The sequence below is a fragment of the Streptomyces prasinopilosus genome, from assembly GCF_001419695.1.
Taxonomy (GTDB): domain Bacteria; phylum Actinomycetota; class Actinomycetes; order Streptomycetales; family Streptomycetaceae; genus Streptomyces; species Streptomyces prasinopilosus.
Window position 1 is genome coordinate 1 of sequence record NZ_LIRG01000738.1, and the last position, 8606, is coordinate 8606.

At 72.0% G+C, this 8606-nt stretch carries 5 protein-coding genes and 2 pseudogenes; 4 read left to right on the forward strand and 3 right to left on the reverse strand.

The window, feature by feature from the left end; translation table 11 throughout:
- Positions 1-241, forward strand: a pseudogene (locus tag AOK18_RS25560) (hypothetical protein); the annotation flags it as partial.
- 171 nt (positions 242-412) lie between these two features.
- On the opposite strand, the pseudogene AOK18_RS34725 reads toward AOK18_RS25560, so the two are convergent.
- Positions 413-537: pseudogene (locus AOK18_RS34725) on the reverse strand (bile acid:sodium symporter); the annotation flags it as partial.
- A gap of 191 nt (positions 538-728) precedes the next feature.
- Here AOK18_RS34725 and AOK18_RS31405 point away from each other — a divergent pair.
- Both AOK18_RS31405 and AOK18_RS25565 read left to right on the forward strand, forming a co-directional pair.
- Complete coding sequence (locus AOK18_RS31405; protein ID WP_157865185.1) at positions 729-950, forward strand: hypothetical protein; 222 nt, start codon at positions 729-731, stop codon at positions 948-950.
- A 47-nt stretch (positions 951-997) separates the two neighbouring features.
- Positions 998-1828, forward strand: a complete 831-nt coding sequence (locus tag AOK18_RS25565; protein WP_055695867.1) for an aldo/keto reductase — start codon at positions 998-1000, stop codon at positions 1826-1828.
- Between the two features lie 121 nt (positions 1829-1949).
- On the opposite strand, the gene AOK18_RS25570 is transcribed toward AOK18_RS25565, so the two are convergent.
- Positions 1950-2882, reverse strand: coding sequence for a class I SAM-dependent methyltransferase (locus AOK18_RS25570; RefSeq protein WP_055695864.1), 933 nt, complete (start codon positions 2880-2882; stop codon positions 1950-1952).
- 223 nt (positions 2883-3105) lie between these two features.
- Entirely contained in the window at positions 3106-4827 is a 1722-nt protein-coding gene (locus AOK18_RS25575) for a glycoside hydrolase family 6 protein (protein ID WP_055695865.1), read from the reverse strand.
- A gap of 738 nt (positions 4828-5565) precedes the next feature.
- Between AOK18_RS25575 and AOK18_RS25580 the strand changes: the two genes are divergently transcribed.
- Positions 5566-8484 carry a glycoside hydrolase family 48 protein gene (locus AOK18_RS25580; RefSeq protein WP_055695866.1) on the forward strand — a complete coding sequence of 973 codons (2919 nt, stop codon included), beginning with the start codon at positions 5566-5568 and terminating at the stop codon, positions 8482-8484.
- Positions 8485-8606: the final 122 nt, after the last annotated feature.

Sequence of the window (8606 nt, forward strand, 5' to 3'; positions counted from 1 at the left end):
CTCCCCCGCCGGGCCGTGGCACGGACCGGCGGAGGAGTTCAGCCCCGCGCTGCCGCACGGCGGGACCGGCGCGTACAACCCGCAGACGCACCCGGAGCTGAGCGGGGACGGGCGGCTGGTGCTCAGCTACGACGTGAACCTGCTCGAGCCGCCCGGCGCCGGCACCGCCGTGACGCTCAGCCGGAACGTGTCCCTGTACCGGCCCCGGTTCGTGACGGTCCGGCTGGGGCCGGGGCGGTGACCTCCCCGGCAGCCGTCGGGGAGGTGGCCCCGGGCGGGCCGTCGGCCTCGCGCGAGCGGCGCCCGGCGATCACCGCGCACACCACGGGCCACACCTGGGGGAACAGCCTCAGCGGCAGCACGGCCGCCGGGCCGGGCTCACCCGGTGCCGGACGCCCCCGACCGTGCCCTGGGAGAAGGAGCCGGCGCAGACCGCGGCGGGCACGTTCCCGCGGGCCGGTGAGGTGAAGGCGATCGACGACCGGACGGTGGACGGGACGAACGGGGGGGGAAGAGCAGTCCCTGGTGGAGGGGATGGTGAGCTGCTGGGACTCTCCTGGGCGCGAGTGTGTGCCGGCGTGTGCGAGCGAGCACGGGAGCGGCGGTCGGAGCTGCCGCGCCGTACTCCGGCGGTCGAGGGAGCGGTTCGCCTGTCGAATGCGTGACCTGCGCGGAGAGTGCTCGTCGGGTGGGGTGACCGGGCTTCCCGGGCCGGGCCGGCGGCGGGGGTGGCGCAGCCGTTCACCGAGGAGCGCGGGCTGCGCACGCCGTCGCTGAAGCTGAAGCGCAGGGCGATCGAGCAGGCGTACGAGAAGGAGGTCGAGGCGCTGTACCGCACGTGGGGCATCGGGTACCGCACGTGGGGCACCGGCGCACGGCGGCGCTCCGCGCGCCGGAGGTACGCTCACCGCGCACGCATTGCGCCGTTAGGAATGCACCACGGCCGGTAATAGTTGATCATGGAAGTTCCACCGGACCCCGACCGAAGGATCGAGAGATCGTGAGCATGGTCCCCCCGATCACCCTGAACAACGGCGTCACGATGCCCCAACTGGGTTTCGGCGTCTGGCAGGTACCGGACGCCGAGGCCGAGACGGCCGTCGCGGCGGCGCTGGAGGCGGGCTACCGCAGCATCGACACCGCGGCGGCCTACGGCAACGAGGAGGGCACCGGCCGGGCGGTCGCCGCCTCGGGCGTTCCCCGTGAGGACCTCTTCATCACCACCAAGCTCTGGAACGACGACCAGGGGTACGACGCCGCCCTGCGCGGTTTCGACGCCTCCCTGGCCAAGCTCGGCCTGGACTACGTGGACCTGTACCTCATCCACTGGCCGACACCGGAGCGCGACCGCTACGTCGACACGTACCGGGCGTTCGAGAAGCTGTACGCCGAGGGCCGGGTCCGCGCCATCGGCGTGTCCAACTTCCTGCCCGAGCACCTGGACCGCCTGACCGGCGAGACGTCGGTCGTCCCGGCCGTCAACCAGATCGAGCTGCACCCGCACCTCCAGCAGTCCGCCGCGCGGGAGTACCACGCCGAGCGGGGCATCGCCACGGAGGCCTGGTCCCCGCTCGGCCAGGGCAAGGGCCTGCTGGAGGTCCCGGCGATCGTCGCCATCGCCCGCAAGCACGGGCGCACTCCGGCACAGGTGGTGCTGCGCTGGCACCTCCAGCTCGGCAACGTCGTCATCCCCAAGTCGGTGACGCCGTCGCGGATCGAGGAGAACATCGACGTGTTCGGCTTCAGCCTGGACGCGGAAGACCTCGCGGCGATCAGCGCGCTCGACGAGGACCGCCGCCTGGGCCCCGACCCGGCGACGCTGAACTGACCCCCGGGCGCCCCGTCCTTCCGGGACACGGGTGCGGCGGCCTCCCCCCGCGCGGGGGGAGGCCGCCGCACCCGTGGGGCGCCTTCGGTCCGGACGGAACCGCCACCGGTCCGGAGGAGCCCTATACCGGGCGGACGGCCGTGTGGACCGTGTGGGCCGCCAGGTAGAAGACGTCGGGCCGGTGGTGCACGCTCGCCTCGTCCGCCGGGTCGAGGAGGCGGTCGAGGGTGGCGCGGTCGTCGGCGTCCAGCTCCCCGGCGAGTCGGTCGCGGGTGCGGGTGAGGGTCGCGACGACGTGGGCGCGGGCCCGGTCGGGAGCCGGGGCGGGGAGGTCGAGGAGGAAGGTGCGGGAGCGGCCGTGGCGCAGTCCGGCCGCGGTCAGCAGGGCGGGCCAGTCCTCGGTGTGCGCGACGGAGTCCGGCAGTTCGGTGCGCATGCGGGTGAACCAGTCGGCCTCCACGGCGTCGAGGCGGGCCTGGAGTCCCGGCCGGCCGAAGCCGATGTCGCGCGGCAGGTACCGGGCGGGCAGACCGCCCTCCATGACGGCCAGCGTGCCGCCGGGCGCGAGCCGGGCGGCGTAGGCGGCGAGCGCGGCGCGCTGGTCGCCCAGGTGGTGGACGCTGCGGCTGGCCCACAGCAGGTCGGCCGGGTACTCCAGCTCGTCGAGCACACCGGGGAGTTCACCGGTGAGGGTGCCGAAGCGGTCGCCGACGCCGTACCGGGCGGCGCGCTCCGCCGCCCGTTCGAGCAGCGGGGCGGAGCCGTCGGCGGCCACGATGCGGGCCTCCTCGAAGACCTCGGCGAACAGGCACGAGATGACGCCCGGCCCGCTGCCCGCGTCCACGACGAGTCCTGGTGCCGTCACCTCCTTCGCGAGCCAGCCGAGGGCCCGTTCGTACAGGGGCGTGAACAGTTCGGCCTCGGATTCGAGCAGGGAGGCCACCTCCGCCCAGTCCGTCCCGGTGTGCGCGGTGTCGTGGCCGTGGTGGTGACCGGGCCGGCCGGTCCGGTCGTCCTGCCGGGATGCGTGGTGGGGGTGGTCGTGGTGCGCCATGGGGTCAGCCTCTCCGCTCGGATGCGGACAGGGTGCGCCGACGCACCGGGGAAAGGCCAACGATGTTGCCGTTCCGGCAAGGTGGTTTCCCGAAATCGCCCGTACGGGCGTGAACGGTCCGCCGGGGAGCGGGCGTGCGGCCCGCTCCCCGGCGGACCGGGGCCGATCGGTGGATCGGTGGATCGGGGTCAGCCGGGGGCCGGCCGACCGGTCGGGCCGCCGGTCACGGCAGCGGCGGGTACGCGTTCCTCATGAGCTCCTGGAACTGGGCCGAGAACCAGTGGCCGGAGACCGGGGCGTCCGGCAGGGCGCCGGTGAGGTTGTGCCCGTTGCGCGGGGTGCCCGTGTAGGCCGGGTCGCACATCCGGTCGAAGCCCTTGCCCTCGTCGTTCGGGATCTCCTTGCTGGCCCCGTCGGACTCGCCCGGGGGCTTCATCCACACGTAGGCGTCGATGCCGGCCTCCGGTGCCGCCTTCGGGCGTTCGCCGAGTCCGGCGCCCGCCTGGTTGCACCAGTTGCCGATGTGGATGCGGCGGTCGTAGCGTCCGCCGTCGACGTAGGTGTCGACGCTGGTCGTCGCGCCCGGTCCGGCGGGCCGTGCGGCGCCGCCCCAGCCGTTGCGGGAGGTGTCGATGAGCATGCCGATGTTCGGGTCGAAGCCGGTCGAGACGAGTTCGTTGCGGAAGGCCTGGGCGAAGCCCAGTTCGTCGACGTAGCGGTTCCAGTCGACCCACTCGGACTCGCGGACGGACTTGCCGGCCACGGTCTGGCCGACGTTGAAGTTGTTCTCCTTCAACGCACTGTAGTTGGCGGTGTTGGTGATGAACCCGTGCACGTCGGCCGGGGTGGCGCCCTCGGCGGTGGCGGCGTCGTGGAACACGTCGGCGGAGGGGCCGAAGTTGTCGTCCCAGCCGATCCAGCCGTGGTGGCCGGCGTCGACGTAGTTGTACACGTTGCCCGCGTCGCCGAGCTTGTTCAGGGCGTAGCCGACGCCCTTGACGTAGTTGCCGTTGGCCTTCATCACGTCGCACTCCGGCGTCGCGGTGGCGCGGCTGCCGGTGTTGGTGACGAGGTTGGGCAGGGAGTCGATCTCGACCGTGGTGACGATCCGCAGGGAGCTGTACTTGTCGTCGGCGAGGATCGCGGCGATCGGGTCGATGTACTCGGTCTTGTAGCGGCCGATCTCCGTGGGGCCGAGTTCGCCGTTGGAGGCGAGGGCGGAGCAGTCACGGCCGGGCAGGTTGTAGATGACCAGCTGGATGACGAGTTCGCCCGAGCCCTTCTGGCGCAGGGCCTCGTCGAGGTGGGCACGCAGTCCCATCTTGCCGTTGGCCCCGTTGATGGCGGCGATGCGGTCCAGCCAGACACCGGTGGGCTGGTTCGCGATGCGGCTGCCGCCCGGTTCGGCCGCCGCGTTCGCGGACCACTCCGGGTTCACGTACACCTTGGCGCCGCTGTACGGGTTGTTGACCCGGTCGCCGGGGTCGGTCGGATCGGTCGGGTCCGTGGGGTCGGTCGGGCCGCCGTCGTCGACGTTGCACGTGACACCGTCGAGGGTGAAGGTGGCGGGGATCGCGTTGGTGCCGCTGTAGGTGCCCTGGAAGCCGAAGCTGGCCGAACCACCGGTCGCCAGCGTGCCGTTGTAGGACTCGTTGGCGGCGGTGACGTTGCTTCCGGACTGGGTGACCTTGGCGTTCCAGCCGCTGGTGACCCGCTGGTTGCCCGCGTAGGACCACTTCAGCGACCAGGAGGACTTGGCGGCACCGAGGTTGGTGACGGTCACGGCGGCGGTGAAGCCGGTGCTCCACTGGTTCTGCACCTGGTAGTCGACGGTGCAGGGGACTGCGGCGGCGCCGACGCCGTCGGGGGCGACGGCGTACGCCGTGCCGGTGGCGCCGGCGACCAGCGCCATGGCGGCGAGGAGCGCGGTTCTCGTGCGGCTCATGAGTGCGGGTTTCCTATCCGTTGGGGGTGTACGGGCGCGCTGTGCGAAGAGGGACGTGCACGGGCGTCGGGACGGGCGGTGGCCGGACCGGACGCGCGTGGGCCGCGCGTCCGGTGCCGTACGCCGTGGAGGGCGTCCCGGACCCGGGATCAGGACGAGGCCGGGTCCGCGGTCCGGGAGGTACGGGGGCCGGACCGGTCCCGGTCCCGTCGTCCCCCTCGTGAGGGGGACGGGAGGGAGCCGGCGGGGGCCGGCGGAGTCCTGTGCGAGTGCCTCGCCCCCGCGCCGGGGACGTGCGGGGTGCCGTCGAGCGGGAACGTCGCGGATCCGGTGCCGGCGCCCTTCGGGGAGACCGTGGCGGAGTGCTCCGCCGGGCGCACGGGCGCGGACTCGCGCGCCGTGACGACCGGTGCGGCCGGGACGCCCGCACGGGGCCCGGACGTACCGGTGGCGGGACGTGCACGTACTGAACGCGGGGGGTGCCACATGAGCGACTCCTTGCAGTTCGGACGCGTCGTAACGGACGCGTCGACTGATGGAACCGCTCCCACTGGTGACATGAAGCTAGCGCCAAGTGACGGCGAAGAACAGGGGAGTCACCGACATTCGGTGAACTTGGGTCGTCGAATCTTTTCGACTCTCCACAAGCCTTGACCGCCCTTGACCCCGTCCCCACTATGGGAGCGCTCCCACTGGTTCAAGTCTTGACCTCTTCGAGTCGCAGGAGGAACCAGCACCATGCGCCCCCCACCCAGAAGACGGCGCGGCGTCCGGCGACTGCTGACGGCCGCCGCGGCAGCGCTCGCCCTTCCGCTGACGATGCTCTCCTCAGGATCGACTCCCGCCCAGGCGGCCGCCGTTCAGTGCAGCGTGGACTACCGCACCAATGACTGGGGTTCCGGTTTCACCGCGGACCTGACCCTCACCAACCGCGGCTCGGACGTCATCGACGGCTGGACCCTCACCTACGACTACGCGGGCAACCAGCGGCTCGTGAACGGATGGAACGGCGGCTGGAGCCAGTCCGGGAAGACCGTGACCGTGAAGAACGCCGGGCACAACGGACGGATCGCGGCCGGCGGCGCCGTCACCACCGGCGCGCAGTTCTCCTACAGCGGCACCAACACCGCGCCCTCCTCCTTCGCCGTCAACGGCACCACCTGCGCGGGGGCCCACCAGCCGCCGGTCACCGTGCTGACCAGCCCCGAGGCCGGCGCGGTCTACACCCGGGGCGAGACGGTTCCGCTCGCGGCGACCGCGGCGGCGGCCGACGGCGCGACCGTCACCAAGGTGGAGTTCTACGACGACACCGCGCTGCTGGGCACGGACACGAGCGCGCCCTTCACGCTCTCCGTCGCCGGATTGACCGTGGGCAGTCATTCGCTGACGGCGAAGGCCCACGACAGCCTGGGTGCCTCCGCGAGCTCGACCCCGGTCGGCATCACCGTCGCCTCCGGCCCGGCCGTGGTGGCGACACCGTCCCAGCTGGGCGTGCGCCAGGGCGCGTCGGGCACGTACGAGGTGAAGCTGTCGACCCGGCCGAGTGCGAACACGACGGTCACGACGACCCGTGCGAGCGGCAACTCCGGGCTGTCGGTCACCGCGGGCGCCACGCTCACCTTCACCCCGTCGAACTGGGACACCGCGCAGCGGGTCACGGTCGCCGCCGACTCCTCGGGCACCGGTTCCGCGGTCTTCGAGTCGTCGGCCCCGGGCCACGGCAAGGCGGCGGTCACGGTGACGCAGCTGGGCGCGGCGAAGACGTACGACGCGCGCTTCCTGGAGCTGTACGGCGAGATCACCGACCCAGCGAACGGCTACTTCTCCCCCGAGGGCATCCCGTACCACTCGGTGGAGACGCTGATCGTCGAGGCGCCGGACCACGGCCACGAGACCACCTCGGAGGCGTACAGCTACCTGCTGTGGCTGCAGGCCATGTACGGCAAGGTGACCGGTGACTGGTCGAAGTTCAACGGGGCCTGGGACATCATGGAGCGGTACATGATCCCGACCCACGCGGACCAGCCGACCAACTCCTTCTACAACGCCTCCAAGCCGGCGACGTACGCGCCCGAGCTCGACACCCCCGCGCAGTACCCGGCACCGCTGGACACCGGGGTGCCCGTCGGCCCGGATCCGATCGCCGCCGAACTGAGGTCCGCGTACGGCACCGACGACGTCTACGGGATGCACTGGCTCCAGGACGTGGACAACACCTACGGCTACGGCAACGAACCCGGCAAGTGCGAGGCGGGTCCGACGGCGACCGGGCCGTCCTACATCAACACCTTCCAGCGCGGCGCGCAGGAGTCGGTGTGGGAGACGGTGCCGCAGCCCACCTGCGACGCCTTCAAGTACGGCGGCAGGAACGGGTACCTGGACCTGTTCACCCAGGACGCCTCCTACGCGAAGCAGTGGAAGTTCACCAACGCCCCGGACGCCGACGCGCGCGCGGTGCAGGCCGCCTACTGGGCGGACCTGTGGGCGAAGGAGCAGGGCAACGGCGGTGACGTCTCCGCGACCGTCGCCAAGGCCGCCAAGATGGGCGACTACCTGCGCTACTCCATGTACGACAAGTACTTCAAGAAGGTCGGGAACTGCACGAGTCCGTCCTCCTGCCCGGCCGGCACCGGCAAGGACGCCTCGCACTACCTGATGTCCTGGTACTACGCCTGGGGCGGCGCGACCGACACCTCGGCGGGCTGGGCCTGGCGCATCGGCTCCAGCCACGCGCACGGCGGCTACCAGAACCCCCTGGCCGCCTACGCCCTCAGCTCCCACGCCGCCCTGAAGCCGAAGTCGGCGACGGGCGCGCAGGACTGGGCCAAGTCCCTGGACCGGCAGGTGGAGTTCTACCGCTGGCTGCAGTCCGACGAGGGCGCCATCGCGGGCGGCGCCACCAACAGCTGGGCGGGCCGCTACGCGACGCCGCCGGCCGGGACGCCGACGTTCTACGGCATGTACTACGACGAGAAGCCGGTGTACCACGACCCGCCGTCCAACCAGTGGTTCGGCTTCCAGGCGTGGTCCATGGAGCGGGTCGCCGAGTACTACCAGCAGACGGGAGACGCCGACGCCAAGACCGTCCTGGACAAGTGGGTCGACTGGGCCCTGTCCGAGACGACCGTCAACCCGGACGGCACCTTCCGGGTCCCGTCGACGCTCCAGTGGTCGGGCAAGCCCGACACCTGGAACCCCTCCTCCCCCGGTGCCAACGGATCGCTGCACGTCACCGTCGCCGACTACACCAACGACGTCGGTGTGGCCGCCGCCTACGCCAAGACGCTGACGTACTACGCGGACCGCTCGGGCGACACCGAGGCCGCGCGGACGGCGAAGGCGCTCCTCGACGGCATGTGGGACAACCACCGGGACGACCTCGGCATCGCCGTCCCGGAGACCCGCGCCGACTACCACCGCTTCGACGACCCTGTCCAGGTCCCGAGCGGCTGGACCGGCACCATGCCGAACGGCGACAGGATCGACTCGTCGTCGACGTTCGACTCGATCCGTTCCTTCTACGAGGACGACCCGGCCTGGTCGAAGATCGAGTCCTATCTGGCGGGCGGCGCCGCGCCCACCTTCACGTACCACCGGTTCTGGGCCCAGGCCGACATCGCCCTGGCCATGGGCTCGTACGCGGAGCTCCTCGAATAGCCCCCGCCGGCGCTCCGCGTGCCGGCCCCGGCACCTGACGCCGGGGTCACGGCGGCCGGGCGGGCCCCCTCGCGCACGGGGGGCCCGCCCGGCCCTCGCACGTCCCGGCTCCCCGGGCCGTT